At 63.7% G+C, this 19,153-nt stretch carries 16 protein-coding genes; 6 read left to right on the plus strand and 10 right to left on the minus strand.

The window, feature by feature from the left end:
- The first annotated feature begins 207 nt into the window (after positions 1–207).
- Positions 208–1,677: a M48 family metalloprotease gene (locus tag NKJ67_RS07060; RefSeq protein WP_127267258.1), complete on the plus strand. Its 1,470-nt coding sequence runs from the start codon at positions 208–210 to the stop codon at positions 1,675–1,677.
- A gap of 24 nt (positions 1,678–1,701) precedes the next feature.
- Here NKJ67_RS07060 and NKJ67_RS07065 read toward each other — a convergent pair whose 3' ends face one another.
- Positions 1,702–2,565, minus strand: a complete 864-nt coding sequence (locus NKJ67_RS07065) for an RNA polymerase factor sigma-32 (protein ID WP_023814301.1) — start codon at positions 2,563–2,565, stop codon at positions 1,702–1,704.
- A gap of 323 nt (positions 2,566–2,888) precedes the next feature.
- Here NKJ67_RS07065 and NKJ67_RS07070 point away from each other — a divergent pair, with 323 nt between their 5' ends.
- The 3 genes from NKJ67_RS07070 to NKJ67_RS07080 all read left to right on the plus strand — a co-directional run bounded on the left by NKJ67_RS07070 (position 2,889) and on the right by NKJ67_RS07080 (position 5,248).
- Complete coding sequence (locus tag NKJ67_RS07070) at positions 2,889–3,662, plus strand: amino acid ABC transporter substrate-binding protein (protein ID WP_127267251.1); 774 nt, start codon at positions 2,889–2,891, stop codon at positions 3,660–3,662.
- 138 nt (positions 3,663–3,800) lie between these two features.
- Complete coding sequence (locus tag NKJ67_RS07075; RefSeq protein WP_127267252.1) at positions 3,801–4,481, plus strand: amino acid ABC transporter permease; 681 nt, start codon at positions 3,801–3,803, stop codon at positions 4,479–4,481.
- Positions 4,478–5,248, plus strand: coding sequence for an amino acid ABC transporter ATP-binding protein (locus NKJ67_RS07080; RefSeq protein ID WP_292658635.1), 771 nt, complete (start codon positions 4,478–4,480; stop codon positions 5,246–5,248). Before NKJ67_RS07075 ends, NKJ67_RS07080 begins: the two co-directional genes overlap by 4 nt.
- Before the next feature lie 184 nt (positions 5,249–5,432).
- Here the strand turns inward: NKJ67_RS07080 and NKJ67_RS07085 are convergent, their stop codons facing one another.
- A complete protein-coding gene (locus NKJ67_RS07085; protein ID WP_127267254.1) occupies positions 5,433–6,050 on the minus strand; it encodes a LysE family translocator in 618 nt (205 codons plus the stop codon).
- 144 nt (positions 6,051–6,194) lie between these two features.
- Complete coding sequence (locus NKJ67_RS07090) at positions 6,195–6,854, minus strand: response regulator (RefSeq protein ID WP_352580900.1); 660 nt, start codon at positions 6,852–6,854, stop codon at positions 6,195–6,197.
- A gap of 129 nt (positions 6,855–6,983) precedes the next feature.
- On the opposite strand from NKJ67_RS07090, the gene NKJ67_RS07095 reads away from it, so the two are divergent.
- Positions 6,984–8,753 (plus strand): ATP-binding protein, encoded by a 1,770-nt coding sequence (locus tag NKJ67_RS07095; protein WP_352580901.1) that lies wholly within the window; start codon positions 6,984–6,986, stop codon positions 8,751–8,753.
- 175 nt (positions 8,754–8,928) lie between these two features.
- On the opposite strand, the gene NKJ67_RS07100 is transcribed toward NKJ67_RS07095, so the two are convergent.
- The 6 genes from NKJ67_RS07100 to NKJ67_RS07125 form a co-directional block, all read right to left on the minus strand.
- Complete coding sequence (locus NKJ67_RS07100; protein WP_013529179.1) at positions 8,929–9,510, minus strand: CarD family transcriptional regulator; 582 nt, start codon at positions 9,508–9,510, stop codon at positions 8,929–8,931.
- 367 nt (positions 9,511–9,877) lie between these two features.
- The gene (fdxA, locus tag NKJ67_RS07105) at positions 9,878–10,216 is read right to left on the minus strand and encodes a ferredoxin FdxA (RefSeq protein ID WP_013529180.1); all 339 of its coding nucleotides are present in this window, start codon (positions 10,214–10,216) and stop codon (positions 9,878–9,880) included.
- 234 nt (positions 10,217–10,450) lie between these two features.
- Complete coding sequence (locus NKJ67_RS07110) at positions 10,451–10,837, minus strand: RNA-binding S4 domain-containing protein (RefSeq protein ID WP_127297242.1); 387 nt, start codon at positions 10,835–10,837, stop codon at positions 10,451–10,453.
- A gap of 16 nt (positions 10,838–10,853) precedes the next feature.
- Entirely contained in the window at positions 10,854–14,279 is a 3,426-nt protein-coding gene (locus tag NKJ67_RS07115; protein WP_352580902.1) for a helicase-related protein, read from the minus strand.
- Positions 14,280–14,998: 719 nt separating this feature from the next.
- The gene (gene phbB, locus NKJ67_RS07120; protein WP_023814310.1) at positions 14,999–15,724 is read right to left on the minus strand and encodes an acetoacetyl-CoA reductase; all 726 of its coding nucleotides are present in this window, start codon (positions 15,722–15,724) and stop codon (positions 14,999–15,001) included.
- A 127-nt stretch (positions 15,725–15,851) separates the two neighbouring features.
- A complete protein-coding gene (locus tag NKJ67_RS07125) occupies positions 15,852–17,030 on the minus strand; it encodes an acetyl-CoA C-acetyltransferase (protein WP_352580903.1) in 1,179 nt (392 codons plus the stop codon).
- 301 nt (positions 17,031–17,331) lie between these two features.
- Here NKJ67_RS07125 and phaR point away from each other — a divergent pair, with 301 nt between their 5' ends.
- Complete coding sequence (phaR, locus tag NKJ67_RS07130) at positions 17,332–17,943, plus strand: polyhydroxyalkanoate synthesis repressor PhaR (protein WP_027037157.1); 612 nt, start codon at positions 17,332–17,334, stop codon at positions 17,941–17,943.
- 21 nt (positions 17,944–17,964) lie between these two features.
- Here the strand turns inward: phaR and NKJ67_RS07135 are convergent, their stop codons facing one another.
- On the minus strand, positions 17,965–19,104 hold the full coding sequence (locus NKJ67_RS07135) for a citrate synthase (protein ID WP_127270162.1): 1,140 nt from the start codon (positions 19,102–19,104) through the stop codon (positions 17,965–17,967).
- Between the last annotated feature and the right edge of the window lie 49 nt (positions 19,105–19,153).

Below are 19,153 nucleotides of genomic sequence, written 5' to 3' on the forward strand. Positions count from 1 at the left end.
GGGGAGTGTGGCTAGGTCGCCCTACCGGTCCGGCACAGGCCGTGATTTGCCTGCAGTATCCGCCGCCCGCCCTAAGGGACGGGCAACGGATGCTGCAGCAGTTTGAGATAGCGCATGACACGTTCCGAAGATCGCCCCCGATTTTCGTGGTCATGCGCCGGGACCCGAAAGGAAGCCGTTCTGGCGATCGGCGCTAACACATTGGGAATGAAACCGCTGGCGCGTTTTCTCGCGCTGGCCGGTTTTGCCGTGGCGTTGGCAAGCTGCCAGATGTTCACGCCGCCGGAAGTTCAGGAATCCGGATTCCAGCCTTCCGACAAGCCGATCACGGTGGACAATGTCGGCGCCAACAACAAGCTCGCCGAATTGGCCAAGGCGCAGCACCCGCGCATCCTGGCGACTTACGGCGGTGAATATTCCGACCCCAAGCTCGAGCGAATGGTCGCCAAGGTGGTCGGTAGTTTGACGGTGGTGTCCGCCAACCCGACACAGACCTATCGCATCACCATTCTAAATTCGCCCAACGTCAACGCATTCGCGCTGCCGGGCGGTTATCTCTACATCACCCGCGGCCTCCTGGCGCTGGCCAATGATTCGGCCGAGCTTGCCGCTGTAATCGCGCATGAGATGGGCCACGTCACCGCCAATCACGGCCTGCAGCGCCAACAGCTCGAGGCAGAGGAAGGCCTGGCGACCAAGGTGGTTTCCGATGTGCTCGGCGACAGCCCGACCGCCAAGGCGGCGTTGATCCGCGGCAAGCTGAGGCTGGCGCAATTTTCGCGCAACCAGGAGCTGGAAGCCGACGCCATCGGCATCAAGTCGATCGGCGAGGCCGGCTACGATCCTTTCGCCGCAGGCCGCTTCCTTCAATCGATGTCGGCCTATACCGATTTCCGCTCGATCAGCGGCGCCACCGACGCCAGCCTGGACTTCCTGGCCACGCACCCCAACACGCCGCAGCGCATCGATCTGGCGCAGCGCCATGCCCGCCAGTTCGGCGCGCCGGGCGTCGGCACGCGCGACCGCGATTCCTTCCTCGCCGGCATAGACGGCCTGCTCTATGGCGACACGCCCGAGGAAGGCTATGTGCGCGGCGAAACCTTCCTGCACCCGGGCCTTGGCGTGTCGTTCACGGTGCCGGACGGCTTCATCATCGACAATTCGGCGGCAGCGGTGACGGCCACCGGCCCCGGCGACATAGCGATCCGTTTCGATGGCGTTTCCATCGACAAGAACCGGGCGCTGACGGACTATATCCGCAGCGGCTGGGTGGCTGGTCTCGTCGACAGTAGCGTCAAGCAGGAAACCATCAACGGCAATGAGGCGGCGACCGCGCATGCCGGCGCCGAAGGCTGGCAATTCGACATAGCGGTGATCCGCGCTGGCGGCCAAGTCTACCGGCTGCTGACCGCGGCCCCTTCCGCCAGCACGTCTCTGGACACGATCGCCCGTTCGGTAAGCGGCTCGTTCCGGATACTGAGTGCTGCCGAAAAGGCGGCGCTGAAGCCGCTGCACATCCGCGTCGTCACCGTCCAGCCTGGGCAGACGATGGGTTCACTTTCGGCGCAGATGGTCGGCGTCGACCGCAAGCTCGACCTGTTCCGCGTCCTCAACGCGCTGTCGCCCGGTGCCGCCGTTTCGGCCGGCGACAAGGTCAAGATCGTCACCGACAAGTAGGCGCCGCTGGACGCCTGCCGCCGTTCAGGCGGCAGTCGCCATGAACTCCGGGTTCTGCTTCACCAATGCGACCTTGAGCTTTTCCATGGCGCGGGCCTCGATCTGGCGGACGCGTTCCTTGGAGATGCCGAGGGTTTCGCCGAGCGCTTCGAGTGTCGCGCCCTCGTCGTTCAGCCGCCGTTCCTCGATGATCCTCAGCTCCCGTGCGTTGAGCGCGCGAAGCGCCTCCCTCAGCCAGAGCGAGCGGCGCGCGACATCGATCTTGTCGCCGACGATCTCGTCGGGCAGCGGATCGTCCGAAATCAGGAAATCCATGCGCTCGGTCGAACCCGCATCGTCGGCAATAGGCATGTTGAGCGAGGAGTCGGGCGCCGAGAGCCGCGAATCCATCATCGCCACATCGGCTTCGGAGACGCCAAGCGCCTCCGACACTTCGCGATAGAGCGTGGCGTTGGAGAGCGGCTCCGTGCCATTCGCCAACCGCGCGCGCAGGCGTCGCAGGTTGAAGAACAGCGCCTTCTGGGCCGAGCTGGTGCCACCACGCACGATAGACCAGTTGCGCAGGATATAGTCCTGCATCGAGGCGCGGATCCACCATGTCGCATAGGTCGAGAACCGCACCTCGCGCTCCGGCTCGAAGCGGGCGGCAGCCTCGAGCAATCCGACATGACCCTCCTGGACCAGATCGCCGAGCGGCAGGCCGTAATGGCGGAACTTGGAGGCCATGGAAATGACCAGCCGCATATGGGCGACGGTGATTGAGTGCAGCGCGTTCTGGTCGTTGTCCTCTTTCCAGAGCAATGCAAGCCGATGCTCTTCGTCACGCTCGAGGTAGGGAGCCTTCATTGCCGCGCGGACCATGATCCGTCCTGCCGTGTCTTCCATCATGAGGCGCTCCCTGGGTGGTGCGAATGACTTTGCAAACTTGGCTGCCGCCCGGGTTGAAATGCCGGCGTCGTGCCCTAGAACAGCCAGAACTGCCATGCGCGGGAAAGGTTCCGCGACCGCAGCGGCGCGATTGTGTTGCCTGAAGGATTCTCAGGAGGTCTGAGATGGCTGCGATCACGAGTGGAAAAGCGCCGTTTAGAGAATATGGTTTCATAAACCCGCCGTTTTTGAAATCCTGTTCCTTATTTTTTCGGCTTGCATCTGTCAGTTTCCAGCGCTCACAAATATGCCGGCCAGCCGGCCAAGGACGGGATCACAGAAAAATGAAATGGCTCAAGTCGCTCATTATCGCCGGAACGCTGCAGGCCCTGGCTGTCGCTTCAGGTCATGCCGGCCCCAATCTCGACCAGATCAAGCACGCCGGTGTCATCAAGATCGGCACGGAAGGCACCTATGCGCCGTTCACCTACCATGACACGTCCGGTGCACTGGTCGGCTTCGACGTCGAAATTGCCAAGGCGATTGCCGAGAAGCTTGGTGTCCAGGCCGAGTTCCTCGAAGGCAAGTGGGATGGACTGATCGCCGGCCTCGACGCCAATCGCTACGACGCCGTCATCAATCAGGTCGGCATCACCGATGCCCGCAAAGCCAAGTACGACTTCTCCGATCCCTACATCGCCTCCAAGGCGGTGCTGATCGTGCGCGGCGACAACACCGACATCAAGAGCTTCGCCGATCTCAAGGGCAAGAAGTCGGCGCAGTCGTTGACCTCGAATTTCGGCAAGCTGGCCGAAACGAACGGCGCTGAACTGGTCGGCACCGATGGCTTCGACCAGTCGATCCAGCTGCTTCTGACCGGCCGCGCCGACGCCACGATCAATGACAGCCTGTCGTTCCTCGACTTCAAGAAGCACAAGCCCGACGCCAATGTGAAGATTGCCGCGCAAGAGGAAAACGCCGACTATTCCGGCGTCATCGTGCGCAAGGGCGATCCGGAGCTGGTCGCCGCGATCAACAAGGCGCTGGCCGACATCAAGGCCGACGGCACCTATAAGAAGATCGCCGACACCTATTTCGGCCAGGATGTTTCGAAGTAATCTACGAGGCGAGCCGCTCCGCGGCCATGAGACACATAGAGCGGCGAGCCGTCTTTGACGGCCCGCCGCTTTTGTCGTGATATGGCAGACGCATTCTCGCCTTGACCAAGCTGCTTCGACCAATCTGGAGGGTCATACGTGCCGCACTGGCTGCAACTGATGCTGGAGTCGCTGCCTTCGCTGCTGTGGGCGGCGCTGATCTTCACCGTGCCGCTGACGCTGTTGTCCTTCGCCTTGGGGCTGGCCGTTGGGTTGGGTGCAGCACTTGCCCGGCTGTTCGGCCCCAAGCCGCTGGTCGCGCTTGTGCGCTTCTATGTCTGGATCTTCCGGGGTACGCCACTTTTGGTGCAGCTGTTCCTCATCTTCTACGGCCTGCCGTCGGTCGGCATCCTGCTCGACGCCTTCACGGCGGCGTTGATCGGATTCACGCTCAACATCGGCGCCTACACGTCGGAAATCATCCGCGCGGCAATAGGCTCGGTGCCGAAAGGCCAGTGGGAAGCCGCCTATTCGATCGGCATGACCTGGGGCCAGGCGATGCGGCGTACCATTCTGCCGCAAGCCGGCCGGGTCGCGGTGCCGCCGCTCTCCAACACCTTCATCTCGCTGGTCAAGGACACGTCGCTGGCCGCCGCCATCACCGTGCCGGAGATGTTCCAGGCGGCGCAGCGCATCGTCGCCACCACCTATGAGCCGCTGATCCTCTATGTCGAGGCGGCGATCCTCTATTTGGCGCTGAGTTCGGTGCTGTCGGCCTTGCAGACGCGGCTGGAGACCCGGCTCAACCGCTATGGCGGCTTCCTGGAGGCGCGCTCATGATCGGCCTCAGCAACATCGAAAAGCGCTTCGGCGACAATCTCGTGTTGAAGGGCGTGACGGTCACCATTGCCGAAGGCAGCGTCACGGCGCTGGTCGGTCCGTCGGGCGGGGGAAAGAGCACCCTGCTGCGCTGTATCAACCTCCTGGAGATCCCGACCTCGGGCACGGTGCGCATTGGCGACGAGACGCTCGAATTCCACCCCGGCGGCAGGGTTCCGGCCAGGGATATCCAGCGCCTGCGGCTGCAGACTGGCATGGTGTTCCAGAACTTCCAGCTGTTTCCGCATCGCACTGCGATCGAGAACGTCATGGAAGGGCTGGTGACGGTGTTGAAATGGCCGCCTGAGAGGGCACGCGAGCGGGCACTGGCTCTGCTGGAGAAGGTCGGGATGGTGCACAAGGCAGACGCCTGGCCAGCGACGCTGTCGGGCGGCCAGCAGCAGCGCGTGGCGATCGCCCGCGCGTTGGCGCCGTCGCCGAAAGTGTTGCTCTGCGACGAGCCGACCTCGGCGCTCGACCCGGAACTGGCGCAAGAGGTGGTCGAGGTGCTTGGCAAGCTCGCCAGCGAAGGCACGACCATGGTGATGGCGACGCATGATCTGCGCCTCGCCTCCAAGATCGCCCAGGAAGTGGTGTTCCTCGATGCCGGCGTCGTCGTCGAGAAGGGGCCGGCCGCGGTGCTGTTCAACAATCCGCAGCAGCAACGGACGAAGCGGTTCATCGCAACGCTGAAGCAGGAGGCTGAGAAGGAAGGCGGCGGCGCGTAAGCGCGCGACCCAGAGTATGTTGATTCGGGCGATGGCCCTAAAAGGGGCGCTGGTTTCCGGGATATCTTGCCCGGTGCGCGAGCAGGCCGTGAGGCGCCCTCCGGCATACTGGCCCTTGCTGCCGGCAGCCGCTAAAATTTCACCGTCGGCTCTCCCCTGACGCCGCGGCTTTTCATTTGCAGGTTCAGATATGATGGCTGACGAGCGCCACGCCAAGTCCGATGAGGATCGAACCGCATGTCTTGGGGATCACCCATCCGGCGCCGCCGCCAGTGAACCGGCCAACGGCGAGCGAGGCGATGCCGACCGCCGCCAGGTCGGCCATCGAGAAGATAAGATTGACGACGATGCCGAGGATGAGGAATTGCAACCCTACGGCAATGGCGGCTGACGGATCCACGAACTGCGGCAGGAAGGTCAGGAAGAACAGTGCTGTCTTGGGATTGAGGATCTCGACGACCATGCTGTCGCGGAATGTGTTCGGGGCCGGCCTGGCACCGTCCTCGCCCATCCGGTTCCATCCCAGGAACATGGCAAGGCCCAGCGAAATGAGATATGTGGCGCCCGCCAATCGGATCATCGAGAAAGCGACCGGCGCGTGTTCCATCAGTGCGGCGAGTCCGACCGCCGCGGCCAGGATGTGCACGTAACAGCCGAGATGAACACCCAGTGCCGCCATCAATCCCGCCTGACGGCCATGGGCCAGCGTCTGCGCGGTCATGTAGAGAATCGCCGGCCCTGGCATGCAGGCGAAGGCGAGCGTTGCGAGGGCGAACGGAATCCAAAGATCCAGCGACGGCATGACGGCTCCTCCCATGTGATCAAGCCGTGGGAGGAGTAGGCTGGGGGTCAGGCCGAAAACATACGGCAGATGCCGTATTTGGATCGTGATCGGGCTTGGCTAATCTGCCGATGGTTAAGGGGACGTTGCCGAGCGGCTGCGATGTCAGCCGGCGGGCAATCCCAGACGAACCGCGTAGGCGGTCAGTTCGGCGGTGTTGTGGAGATTGAGCTTGCCCATCAGGTTTTCGCGATGCTTGCGAGCGGTCGGCAGGCTGATACCCAGCCGTTCGGCGATGTCGCGCGTGATCATGCCTTGCGCCACCAGTTGAAGGATCTGCCGTTCGCGCCGCGTCAGCGGAACCGGGGAGAGGATTTCCTGTGCGGCTATCGGCTCGCTGCCCCTGCCCATATCGCTGACCGCGAAGCGAACGGTTTTCGCCAGATAGGTGCCCCCGTTCTTGACCGCTTCGATGGCGGCGCCGAGTTCCTCGGGATCGCCGTCCTTGGTCAGGTAGGCGCTGGCGCCGGCACTGAGCGCGGCGCGCACCGTCCTCGGCTCGATATTGGCCGTCAGCACCACGATGCGCAGGTGTGGCGCCAAGGTCCTGATGGTGGTGATGAACTGCATCCCGGCGACACCTGGCATGCCGAGGTCGAGGATCAAAAGGTCGGCGCGCGTGCTTCGCAGCTGGCCAAGCAGCGCCTCGCCGTCCGCAGCCTCGGCGACGACCGAGACATTGTCCATCGCCGAGATGAGCAGCTTCAGCCCCTCGCGCACGATGGCATGGTCGTCGGCGAGTATGGCGGTGAGCGGGCGATTCATCAGGGCACCATCCAGGACTGCAGCGGCGTATATGGATCGATCGCCAACTTATGCGAAACAGGTTGCCGGTAGATCAACGGTACCGGGCAAGACCGCCCGGAGAATACTTGGGGCAATTGGAGGGATTCGATGCAGGAAGACAAGATACGCCAGGCCCTGATCGAACTCCTGTATCGCAATTCCTACGGCGTGGTCATCTCCAACATCGTGATCTCGATGGCGGCGGTCTATGTGCTGAGAACGGCCGTTTCCACCCATTGGCTGATCGGCTGGCTAGCGGCGCTGTATCTGCTGACGGCTATCCGGGTGCTGGCGTCGCGCCGTTTTTTCAGCCGCGCCCGGGATCGCCACTCGATCTTGCGCTGGGCACGGCTGGCGACGGCATTTTCCTGCATGTCAGGCCTTCTGTGGGGTGTGCTTGGCTGGGTCGGATTCATGCCCGAGGCGCCGATCGTGCTGTCCTTCACGGTCATCGTCCTGACTGGTCTCGTCTGCGGCACCGTGCCGTCTCTGTCGGCCTTTCCGCCGGCGCTGGTTGGTTCCATCCTGGCCACGGTGGTGCCGGTCGCCCTGCGCTGCCTGACCACCCAAAGCGATATTTCCGGCGCCTTCCTGTTCCTGCTCGCGTCGCTGGTGGCGATCAATTTCTACTACTGCCGTATCACCTACCGCATGCTGCGCGAAACCGTCAGCCTGCGACTGGAGAACGAAACGCTGGTCGAGCATCTGCAAGAGGAACGCGACAGGGCGCAGACCGCCGACCGTGCCAAGACGCGTTTTCTGGCGGCGGCGAGTCACGATCTGCGCCAACCGATCCATGCCCTGAGCCTGCTGGTCTCGACGCTTGCCGTTTTGGGGCAGCGCGGCGACGTACCCTCCGGCGAGGCGCGCGACCTGGCCAGCCGGGCGAAATCGGTTGTCAGCAACTTCAGTGGGCTGCTCAACGCTTTGCTCGATATCTCCCGGCTCGATGCGGGCATCGTCACGGTCGCGAGCGAGGCGGTGCCGCTGCGCGACCTCTTTGGTGATCTTCGCAATGAATTCGCCGCCGAGGCGAAACAGCGCGGACTTACGTGGCGCGTGGTCGACAGCGGCCTCTGCGTCGACAGCGACCCGATGATGCTGAAGCGCATTCTCAACAACCTGGTGTCGAATGCCTTTCGCTACACCAAGCAAGGTGGTGTCCTGCTGGGCTGTCGCCGGCGCGGCGCATGTGTGGAGATACAGGTCCTCGACAGCGGCCCCGGCATCCCCGCCGATCAGCAGGGGATGGTCTTCGAGGAGTTCGTGCAGTTGCAGAACCCGGCGCGGGACCGCACGCAAGGCCTGGGACTCGGGCTCGCCATCGTTCGCCGCACCGCCGACCTGTTGGGGCACCCGCTGAAATTGGCTTCGACGTCCGGACGCGGTTCCCTGTTTTCCATCACCGTCGCGAAGGCCGGCGCGGTGCAAGCTCGCTTAGAGGTCGACACGACATCGCCGGCCAGCAGTGCCGCCGGCATCATGGTGGTCGAGGATGAGGGCGGCGTTCTCGATGCCATGGTGCGCTTGCTCAACCTGGAGGGACATCGTGTCTATCCCGGCCGCTCCGCCGCAGAGGCACGGAAGGCCCATGCGGCGGCGCTGGCTGCCGGCGATGCGCCGGTCGACCTGATCATCGCAGACTACCGTCTCGAGAATGACAGCACCGGCACCGACGCGATCCGTGCGCTTCACGCCCATATCGGCCGCGTTGTCCCGACCATCATCATCACCGGCGATACCTCGCCTTCGCGCCTCAAGGAGATCAGCGCCAGCGGCAGCCGCATCCTGCACAAGCCGATCGCCGACGAGGAATTGCGCGAAACCATTGCTGCGGCCTGCTTTGCTGGCAAGGCGACAAGTGGGGACACACGTTAAACGAAAATGCGCGCTGGACGGCACCACGGTTCGGCGCGCCGGCAAGCCGCGATGCAGCACGCTGGTGCGCAGTACATCATCAACATCGAAGCTGCCGCCCAAAAGCAAAAGAGGCCCCGGTCAAACCGGAGCCTCCAATCGTTTCAGGCAGGATCTCTCGAAAAGGCGAGAAGGATCAGGCAGCTTCTTCCTGCTCGGCCTCTTCATTGTCGGCCTTGGCGCCACGCTTAGGCCCCTTGTTGAGGTTGACCTCGATCAAGCGCACGGCTTCGGTTTCCGACATGCGGTTGACGGCCGCGATCTCGCGGGCCATGCGGTCGAGCGCCGCCTCATAGAGCTGGCGCTCGGAATAGGACTGCTCCGGCTGGTTGTCGGCGCGGTAGAGGTCGCGCACGACTTCCGAGATCGAGATCAGGTCGCCCGAATTGATCTTCGCATCATATTCCTGGGCGCGGCGCGACCACATGGTGCGCTTGACGCGGGCGCGGCCCTGCACGACCTTCAGCGCGCGCTCGACATAATCCTCCTCCGACAGCTTGCGCATGCCGATGGAGGTCGCCTTGGCGACCGGCACCTTCAGGCGCATCTTGTCCTTCGAAAAGTCGATGACGAACAGTTCCAGCTTGTGTCCAGCAACTTCCTGCTCGTCGATCGAGACGATCTGGCCGACGCCGTGCGCCGGGTAGACGATGTACTCGCCGGTCTTGAAACCGTGACGCGCAGCGGTGGACTTCTTCTGCGGGGTGATCGTTGCCATTACGCCCTGAACTCCTTGTTGTGGCACCGGCGTCCTGCCGGTCCGAACTCGCGCGATCGGGGAAGCCGATCGTTAGCCGCACAACAGATGAACCCATCGGAAAAGCCGGACCGGCAAACCGCAACATCGCGACCGCCTGGCCCAGATCGCTCTGGTCCGAATGGGATTTTCACCTTTCAGTGATTTGGGGCGTCTGCGCCATAAATCGACGTTGTGTCACCGGCATGTTTCGCTGATGTAACACAAAAAGTCGGAAGAATCAAGGTTTTGCTGCATACGCGAAGGCCACAGGTCAGCGCCGGCTGTCAAGCCGGTTAATGTGACGTGCCTCTTACCCAGCGTAATACCGGCCTTTGCGGCCGTGTTGTCAATCGCCTTCGCCGGGCTCGGCCGAGAAGTATTTCTCAAACTTGCCGGCCTCGCCGTCGAAGGATTTGGCGTCTGCCGGCGGTTCCTTCTTGGCGGTGATGTTGGGCCATTTCTCGGCGTATTCGGTGTTGACCTGCAGCCATTTGTCGAGGCCGGGTTCGGTGTCCGGCTTGATTGCGTCGGCCGGGCATTCCGGCTCGCAAACGCCGCAGTCGATGCACTCGTCGGGGTGGATGACGAGCATGTTCTCGCCTTCGTAGAAACAGTCGACCGGACAGACTTCGATGCAGTCCATGTATTTGCATTTGATGCAATTGTCGGTCACGACATAGGTCATCGGTCGGCTCCGGGACGTCCCATTTTGTTGGGCTTTTTCCGTCAGGTAACGCCTTTGTCGACCGCTTGCAAGGGTAGCCATTGCGGACGGTGCCGGTGTTTCCGGAATGGAATTCCAGACTGCAGGCCCGGCGGAAGTCAGTCATGTCCCGCAGAGCGTCTGTTTGCCGGGCTCAGTTCTCGCCTCAGGCGTGCCGTTGTCCCAGAACCACTGCGTGTTTTTGGACGCCAGGCATCAATCTTCGCCGAGCAATCGGTCGGTCTGGCGACGTTCCTTCTTGGTCGGGCGGCCGCTGCCGGCCTCGCGCAGCCCCGGAATTGCATCGGGAGGGGCTTCGCCCTTCGGTGCGGGCGGTGGCGACATATCCTCGTAGAGCGTACGAGCCTCCTCGGCCGGGCCGCGTCGCGTACCGGCGCCGAGCACCTTCCAGATGAAGATGCGACGCTCGAGCGTGATGGTCAGGACGTCGCCTGGCTTGACTTGGTCGGAGGCCTGCGCTGCTTTGTCGCGATTGATGCGCACGCGGCCGGCGACGACCAACTTCGCCGCCAGCGAGCGCGATTTCACGGCGCGGGAGAAGAACAGCCATTTGTCGATGCGCTGGCGGCCTTCGGCAACCATCGAAGCGAGCCGGGTTCTACTTCTTCAGCTGGTCGCGGAGAGCGGCGAGCTTGGCGAAGGGCGAATCCGGATCGAAACGCACCGGACGCTCCTCGCGCGGCTTCGGCTGGAAGGCCGGCTTGCCGCCTTGCGGACCACCTTTGCCATCAGGCCTGCCACCCTTCCAGTCGGGACGGCCTTCGCGGCGGTCGGAACGTTCGCCCTGCGGCCTGCCATCACGTCGCTGTTCGCCTTCGGCCTGCGGCTTGGGCTTGAATTTCGAGCGGTCGAAGCGCGGCTTGCCGGCTCCATCGCGCCGTCCTTCATGGGCCGGGCGTTCTCCGGGTGCAGCAGCGGCCGGTGCGCCGGCGGCATCCGCAGGCGCATCGCTTCGGCCGCGCGCTTGTCCGTTGCGCGGGCGATTGTTCCTGCGGTTGTCATCGCGGTTGCGCGGGCGCTGTTCGAAGCGGCCCTGACGCCACAACAGGATGGGTTTTGGTGCTTCGGCTTCCGGCGCGGGTTCGCCGACAGCTGCTTCAGTCACCGCCACAGGTTCGTCCGGCGCGGCGTCCGTTGCGGGCGCGGCATTTGCCGCCAGGTCGGCCGTTGCGGCTTCTTCTGCCGCTGCGGCTTCAGTCTCGGCAGCTTCAGCCTCTGCCTGCGGTTCAGCCGGTGCCGGTTCAGCAGCAGCCTTGGCTACAGGCGCTTCGTCTTGCACGGTTTCGACTGGAGCGTCCGCCTGTTCTTCCACGGCAGGCGCAGCAGGTTCCGCCGCGGCGTCGGAGGTGATTTCGGCGGGAATTTCGACCGTGGTTTCCGAAACGGCCACTGCGTCCGATGCCGGCTCCGACCCTTCGACGGCTGCCTCTGCTGCGGCATCCGTTGCCGCGGCTTCCGCCGCTTTGGCCTGCTCGGCTCGTGCAGCTTCTTCCGTCGCCAGTTTCGCGACCGCCGCTTCGCGGGCGGCGTTGTCCTGCGCTTCGAGCCGCGCCTTGACCTCGACGGCCGGCTTGGGCTCGGCACGGTAGCCGAGACCTTTGAGAATTTCTTCCATGTCGTCGGCGGTGGCGCCGAGGATCGACATCATCGGCGGCGTCACCATGAAGGACTGGCCGTCATAGGCGCCGTCCGGGCGCTGGCCGAGGCCGGGCTTCCAGTTGGTCGCCGGACGGATCAGATCCGCCAGCCGTTCCAGTATGTCGATGCGCACGGCGCGACGGCCGAGATTGCGGTAGCCGGCAAGCTTGTAGAACGTCTTGTCGAAAGCAGGGTCGATCACCACCGAGGTGCGACCCGAGGCGAGCGCATGGACCACGTCGCCAAAACCCGGCTTGTCCTTGCCGTCGTTCTTCAGCGCCCACAACAGCGTCACCAGTCCGGCAGGCGCCGGCTTGATCAGCGCCGGCACGAAGACATGGTAGGCGCCGAAGCGCACGCCAAGCCGGCGAAGGGCGGCGCGGCCTTCCTGGTCGAGCGACTTCATCTCCTCGGCGATGTCGCGGCGGTTGATGAGGCCGAAATTCTCGACCAGCTGGAAGGCGATGCCGCGGCCGATGCCGGAAATCTGGTCGGCGTTTTTCAAGTCGACCAGCGGCTTCAGCAGCGACTCGATCTGGAAATTGACGAAACGCTCGGCACGCGCGGCAACCTTGTCGCGCGCCGGGCCGGTCAGTTGTTCGTCGGCCAGCAGCACCAACCGCGGCTTCAGCGCGTCTTCGCCTGATACAAGCGTGCCGATCGGCGCGCCGATCCAGCGCAGCGTGCCGTCCGAGCCGAGCGCGATGTCGCCATTGGCCGAGGCGCCGAAGCGTTCGGCGCGCGATTCGAACTCGGCGGCCAGCGCCTTCTGGGCAGCGGTGCGCACCGCCTTGGCGTCTTCGCCGCCGGCGGTCTGGTCGGCGGTGAAGCGGAACCCTTGCAACTCGCCGACATGGTGGCCTTCGACAAGGACGGTTCCGGTAGGGCTAATTTCGGCTTCAGGCATGGTATTTTCTCTAAGGCGCCGCATGAGGACGGAAGTCCTGCGGTCTACGAAGCGTTTCGTCAACCGCTCATGCAGCGCATCCGACAATCTGTCTTCGATTTCGCGCGTCTTTTCCTGCCAGTGTGCCTGATCGGCCAGCCAGCCGGGCCGGTTCGACACGAATGTCCAGGTGCGGATCTGGGCTATGCGATGCGACAGCGTGTCAATGTCGCCCTCGGTGGTGTCGGCGCGGCGCACCTGCTCGGCCATGTAATTCTCGTCGACATGGCCGTGGCGTGCGAGGTCCGTGTAGATCGAGGCAATGAGGTCGGCATGCTGCGCCGGCGCGATCCTGCGGTAGTCGGGCAGCGCGCAGGCTTCCCACAGCAGCGCCACGCGCTTGGCATTGGTGGTGAGCGCGCGGATGTCTTCGTCGCGCGACAGATGCTCGAGCGCCTGTGCGTCGACGGCAGGCAATGCCCGCGTCAGTCCCTCGACCGGAGCGTTGGTCTCGATCGAGCGCTTCAGCGCGTCGAGGCTGGCAAAGTCGAAATGCGCGGTGCGCCACTGCAGCACCTTCACCGGATCGAAATCGTGGCCTTCGATCTTCTTGATCAGCTCTTCGTCGAGCGGGTCGACCTGGCCGGTGACACCGAAGGTGCCGTCACGCAGATGCCGGCCGGCGCGGCCGGCGATCTGGCCGAGCTCGGCCGCGGTCAGGTTGCGGTACTGGAAGCCATCGAACTTGCGGTTCTGGGCGAAGGCGACGTGGTCGAGATCGAGATTGAGACCCATGCCGATTGCGTCGGTAGCGATGAGGTAGTCGACATCGCCGGACTGGAACAGCGCCACCTGGGCGTTGCGGGTGCGCGGCGAGAGCGCGCCGAGCACGACGGCGGCACCGCCCTGCTGGCGGCGGATCAACTCGGCGATGGCGTAGACCTCGTCGGCGGAGAAGGCGACGATCGCCGTGCGCCGCGGCAGGCGGGTCAGCTTCTTGGAACCGGCATAGGCAAGATGCGACAGCCTCGGCCGCGTCACCACCGAGACACCCCTCAGCAGGCGCTGCAGGATGCCATGCATGGTGGCAGCACCCAGCAGCAGCGTTTCCTGACGGCCGCGAAGGTGCAGGATGCGATCGGTGAAGATGTGGCCGCGCTCGAGGTCACCGGCGAGCTGCACCTCGTCGATGGCGACAAAGGCGGCGTCGGTCTCGCGCGGCATGGCCTCGACGGTGCAGACCGAATATCTGGCGCCCGGCGGCTGGATCTTTTCCTCGCCGGTGATCAGCGCAACCTTGTGGGCGCCGACCTTTTCGCAGACGCGGGCGTAGACCTCGCGCGCCAGAAGTCTGAGCGGCAGGCCGATGATCCCACTCTCATGCGCCACCATGCGCTCGATGGCGAGATGGGTCTTGCCGGTGTTGGTCGGCCCGAGCACGGCGGTCACGTCGCGGCCCGACAGGATCAGCGGCTCTGTGTGTTTGGGCTGGATGTTCATCAACCTAGAATAAGGCTTCTGGGACCTGGAAATAAGGCTTCTGGCCTCTGGTTGTCGGGAGCGTGCCTCAAATGGCGCGTATGACAGGCGACACATAGGGATTTCGGGCGCGAAGCGAAAGCGGAATGTTCCGCCGGCGGCGAGAAGGTGGTTTTGTCAAGCTTCCAATCGGCTGCGGATTAACGGATAGAACGAGTCTGGAACGAATCGGCGACGAATCAGTGACTCCTGCAGATTCAGCTTTTGTTCACGGCTACATGTGGATTTCGCGGCCGCGAGTCGCACCACATGCTGAATCGCTGAACTGGCCCGTTTCATGCTAAGAGGGTGTTGCCGTTAACCTTTGCCTGGAAACAATCACGGCGGCTAGGCGCGCCTCGACCAACATGATGAAATTGTTGATCTTTCTTAACCTGCGTTAAGCAGTTGGGCAGGCGATTCCGGCTGTCGTCGTTAACGTTCGGCTCATAGCCGGAACGAATCGGCGACGAATCAGCGATGGCGCGATTTTCCCGATTTGTTCACCCCAATATCTTGTGTTGTGAACAGCTTATCCACCGAGAATCCACAGGTTGCCAAGGAGCTTTTGCACAGGGCGGCTACCGGCTGTTAACCTTCGCGTGCCGAATTGGGTCAGCTACGGTCGCGAGCACGTCAAAGGGACCGTGCCGGAAACGGGCCGGTGTGCCGGCCCGTCGATCTCTTACATCGCCACGTCGTCAGGCGAAGTATTGGCCACCGTTGGCCGTGATGGTCGAGCCGGTGATGAAGCCTGCATCTTCGGATGCGAGGAAGACGACGCAACGCGCGATCTCTTCCGGTTCGCCGAGGCGGCCGACGGGGATTTGCGGGATGATGCGGTCGTTGAGCACCCTCTCGTCGATCGCCTTGACCATCTCGGTGGCGATGTAGCCGGGGCAGATGACGTTGACGGTGATGCCCGCGCGAGCTCCCTCTTGAGCGAGGGCTTTGCTGAAACCGATGTCGCCAGCCTTCGCGGCGGAATAGTTGACCTGGCCGGCCTGGCCTTTCTGGCCATTGATCGAGGAAATGGTGATGACGCGGCCGAACTTGCGGTCGCGCATGCCGCTCCACAGCGGATGCGTCATGTTGAAGACGCCGGACAGGTTGGTGTCGATGACCTCTTTCCACTGCTCGCGCGTGATCTTGTGGAACATGGCGTCGCGGGTGATGCCGGCATTGTTGACCAGCACCGAGACCGGGCCGAGATCGGCCTCGACCTGCTTGATGCCGGCGGCGCAGGAATCATAGTCGGCGACCGACCATTTGTAGACCGGAATGCCGGTCTCGGCCTTGAATTTCGCCGCTGCGGCGTCATTGCCGGCATAGTTCGCGGCAACCGAATAGCCGACGGTCTTCAATGCGATCGAGATCGCCGCGCCGATGCCGCGCGATCCGCCTGTGACGATTGCTACCTTGGTCATGCGTGTTCCCTCCCTTTGGTCGGGAGAGCGAATAGGGAGTAGCGAATAGCGAGTAGGGATCTACGTCCCGTCGCGCTGACGCAATTCTTCCCTATTGACTACTCCCTATTTGCTACTCACTTCTTTTTCAGAGTGCTTCGATGCACATGGCGACGCCCATGCCGCCGCCGATGCATAAGGTGGCCAGCCCCTTCTTGACGCCGCGCCGGCGCATTTCGAAGACCAGCGTGTTGAAGACGCGGGCGCCGGACGCACCGATCGGGTGGCCGATGGCGATGGCGCCGCCATTGACGTTGACGGTCGAGGGATCCCAGCCCATGTCCTTGTTGACGGCGCAGGCCTGCGCGGCGAAGGCTTCGTTGGCCTCGACCAGGTCGAGATCGCCGACCGACCAGCCGGCCTTTTCCAAGGCCTTGCGCGAGGCGGGAATAGGCCCGGTGCCCATGATCTGCGGATCGACGCCGGCGGTCGCCCAGGACACGATGCGCGCCAGCGGGGTGATGCCGCGTCTCACAGCTTCCGCTTCGCTCATCAGCAGCGCGCCGGCGGCGCCGTCATTGATGCCGGATGCATTGGCGGCGGTCACCGTGCCGTCCTTGTCGAAAGCCGGTTTCAGCTTGGTCATGGCGTCGATCGTGGCGCCGTGGCGAATGTATTCGTCCTGGTCGACGATGGTGTCGCCCTTCTTGCCCTTGATGGTGACGGCGACGATCTCGTCCTTGAACTTGCCGGCCTTCTGCGCGGCCTCGGCCTTGTTCTGCGAAGCCAGCGCGAACTGGTCCTGGTCTTCGCGGGTGATCTGGAACTGACGCGCGACGTTTTCGGCGGTGTTGCCCATGTGATAGCCGTTGAAGGCGTCCCACAGCCCGTCCTTGATCATGGTGTCGATCAGCTTGAAGTCGCCCATCTTTACGCCGGCGCGCAGGTGCTGGGCATGGGTCGAGAGCGACATCGATTCCTGGCCGCCGGCGACGATGACCTTGGCATCGCCGGTGGCGATCTGCTGCATGCCGAGCGCAATGGCACGCAGGCCCGAGCCGCAAACCTGATTGAGGCCCCAGGCTGTGGTTTCCTTGGGCAGGCCGGCATTGATCGATGCCTGGCGGGCCGGGTTCTGGCCTTGCGCGGCGGTCAGCACCTGGCCGAGGATGACCTCATCGACCTCGCCTGGTTCGACACCGGCACGCGACAGCAATTCCCTGATGACGACGGCGCCGAGTTCATGCGCCGGGGTGGCGGCGAAGGCGCCGTTGAAGGAGCCGACCGGCGTGCGCGCCGCACTGGCAATGACGATGGAAGCGGACATTTTCTTCTCCAGACTTCAAGGGTGTTGCTCTGTCGTTGGGGACTTTTCTTGCCCTTTCCCAACCCCAAGTCAAACCGGAAATGGGCATGGCGCCCATGCGCCGCAAGCAGGCCGTGCCTTGCCATGGCGACCATTCGTCCATTGCTGCGCAGCATATTTTGCCTGCTATGCAGCATTTAGTGATCCCGCACTGCACAAACTGCTTGGAATTGTGAAGCTTTTGCGCATATCCTCAAAAAAAAGGCACAATCGTTATCGGCGGCTTGCTCAGAGGCGCGCCGGTGTCCCCGGGAGGATGTAGATGGCCGCTAAAGACGATCCGATCATCATCAAGAAATACGCCAATCGCCGCCTCTACAACACCGGCACCAGCACCTATGTGACGCTCGAGGACCTCGCCGAGATGGTCAAGAAGGGCGAGGAGTTCACCGTCCAGGACGCCAAGACCGGCGACGACATCACGCATCCGGTGCTGACACAGATCATCTTCGAACTGGAGAACAAGGACGGGCAGAACATGCTGCCGATCCCGTTCCTGCGCCAGCTCATCGCTTATTACGGCGACCAGATGCAGATGATCGTGCCGAGCTTCCTCGAACAGTCGATGCTTGCCTTTTCCAAGGAGCAGGAACGCTTTCGCGAGCAGATGAAGGGGGCGATCGGCAAGTCGCCGCTCGACATGATGAAGATCACCACGCCGATCAAGGCGCTGGAGGAACAGACACGCCGCAACATGGAAATGTTCCAGAATGCGATGCGGCTGTTCACGCCGTTCCCGCCCGCCGGCACCGCGCCAGCCGCCGCGCCATCGCCCGAGCCGGCCAGGAAGGAAACGTCAGAAAAACCCGACGATCTTCAGGAACTGAAGGACCAGATCGCGGCCATGCAGCGCAAGCTCGACACGATGTCCTGAGCGCTTGGCGCTCTTGCAACCCTACACCAGCACGCCCTCATAGCGGCCGCGCGGCCTGATGACACTTCCGCTTGTGATCTGTTCGACCGTGTGCTCGGCCCAGCCGACGCTGCGTGCGAGCGCAAACAGGCGAAACGGCGCATCGCGCGGCAAGCCAAGGCTGCGCGTCAGCGCTGCCAGCCCAAAGTCGATGTTGGGAAGCGCGCCGGTCGCGGCAAGGGCAGCATCGCGCAGCGACGATAGTGTGCCGTCAACCTCGATCACCGACAGCAGCGCGGCGCCCCGGGGATCGCCGTCGGGATAGAGCTGATGACCGAACCCCGGCAATGGCCGGTCGTGGCTGAGCCAGCGCCGGATCGTCGCATCGGCGCCATGTCGGGCCGCATCCTCGGCCAGTTGCATCACCGCCTCGCCGGCACCGCCATGGCGAGGGCCTGACAGCGTCGCGAGCCCGGCCAGCAGGCAAGCGGCCAGCGGCGCGCCGGTCGAGGCTGCGACGCGCGCGGCGAAGGTCGACGCATTCAGTTCATGATCGGCAAGCAGGACAAGCGCGCGGCGGATCGCATTGGCGCCGCCGGCGTCCACCGACCAGGCCTGCGCCAGCCGCTGATGGACGGGATCTGGTCCTGCCGGTGCGCCCAGCGCGGCGACCAGCACGCCGACAGCGTGCGCGGCATCGGCATGCAGCGAGGCCCGGTTGCGCCCAAGCGACGGGCGCCCTTGGCCGGCAAGCACGGCAAGTTGCGCAAAAGCCGAGGCCCGGCCGGCTTGATGGGGCACATCCGGCGACGGTGCTTCGAAAGCCACCGGTTCCGGCAGAGCCCAGAGAATGGCGGCGGCTTCTTCCAGTGTGGCGTGCCCGGAGAGCACTGCGGCGTCCTGCCCGCGATAGATGAGCCGACCGTGCGAGACGGTCGAAATCGCCGTTGCGATTGAGGGTTCGCCCCAGGCAATGGCGCTTTCAGCGATGACTGATGGGCTCCGTCCGCGCGCCCGGCGGGTCGCCAGTGCGGCGATATCGTCGGCGCGGTACTGGCTGCGGCGCGGATCGGCGCGGTCGGGCCGCATGCCGATGCGCCCACGGCTGACATAGGCGTACAGCGTCTGCGCCCGCACCTTGAGGCGCTCAAGCGCCTCTTCCCGGGACAACCACTCGGACATATCGAGCCCTGATATTGATTGTATTGATCAAGATTGATGGAAACGTTGC

Source organism: Mesorhizobium sp. M0088 (genome assembly GCF_040322895.1).
Classification (GTDB): domain Bacteria; phylum Pseudomonadota; class Alphaproteobacteria; order Rhizobiales; family Rhizobiaceae; genus Mesorhizobium.